The sequence below is a fragment of the Parasphingomonas puruogangriensis genome, from assembly GCF_036663635.1.
In the GTDB taxonomy this organism is placed as follows: Bacteria; Pseudomonadota; Alphaproteobacteria; order Sphingomonadales; family Sphingomonadaceae; genus Sphingomonas.
In genome coordinates, this window is the sequence record NZ_JAXOJI010000035.1 from 1 (window position 1) to 1,186 (window position 1,186).

The following is a 1,186-nucleotide window of genomic DNA, read 5'->3' on the forward strand; positions in this document are numbered from 1 at the left end:
TTGTACTCTTGTCGATGGCGGTCATGTCAAAACCCCAGGTTTCAAACTTGGGCTTGGTCGATGCGGCCTTGGTTTCGGCTTCGGCAGCCGAATTGGCGATGGCGGGCGCAGCGGAAACCGCAAGCGCTATAACGGCAGAGCAGATCAAAAGGCGGCATTTCATTGTAAAATCTCCCAGCGAATTGGCGGCAACGTAGCCTTAGAATCGATGCATACAAGAGCCGAAAAATCATTCGGATACGGCCAAAAGCAGATAGTCCGCGCACGGCCCAATAGCCGACATACAGAGCAGCCTGCGACTAGTTTCATTGCGCATGGAGCACCCAGAGTATCGGCTATCGTCCTTTTTAACCGGAAGACGCCGTATTTGTCCCGTGCGCAGGTTTCCGCCGCTTCCCTCGCTGTTCTGTCACGGTCTCAAGGCCGAACGTAGATGGCAGGCACCGGCCTAGCGTTAGCTTGGGGAACGAACGGCGTCGATTCAAATTCCCGGAAGTCTCCCTGGCGCGGTTTACCGACATGGAATGCTCTGATCTTGAGTGTTAAAAAGTCTCGTCAGCCGACAATCCGCCCCTAGTGCCCGCATCTGGCGCCGCCAGTGAGCGGGTCACTTGCCTGCATATGCCTTGACCAGCCTGTACAGGAACGTTCGCCCGTCCATTACCGACTTGACCCGGATACGCTCGTTCAAACCATGGGCGCGGCTGCCTTCCTCGTCATGGAAGAAGGCAGTGATGCCATAGGTCGGGATGCCCACCGGCGTAAGAAACGCGCCATCGGTCCCACCTGCAGCCATAAGGGGCACAAGCGGCACGCCCGGAAAAACCTCGGCAGCGACCTTGCGCGCTGGGCCTAGTATCCGCTCTGTTAGCGGAGGCGGGGGCGCGGTTGGACTGCGCGTTTCGAGTGTCGTCACCTTGACTGCCGGATCGGCAACGACCCGCTCCAGCGCCTTCCGAATGTCTTCTGCAGAAGTGCCCGGGAAGATGCGACAATTGACATTGACGCCCGCCCGCTGAGGTAGCGCATTGGTCGCGTGGCCGCCGTCGAGCACAGTGGCGACGCAAGTTGTCCGCAGAATTGCGTTATAAGCAGGGTTAGTCGATGCAAGGGCTGCTGCTGCCTTATCATCCGCGGGGTTGGCGCCGAAGGCAGACATCGCAGCCGAGCCTTCGTCCGGTCCGAC

At 58.9% G+C, this 1,186-nt stretch carries 1 protein-coding gene; it reads right to left on the bottom strand.

The features are described from left to right. Window positions 1-607: 607 nt before the first annotated feature. Window positions 608-1,186: M20/M25/M40 family metallo-hydrolase (locus U1739_RS21000; protein ID WP_332710562.1), on the bottom strand; the 579-nt coding region annotated here is incomplete at its 5' end.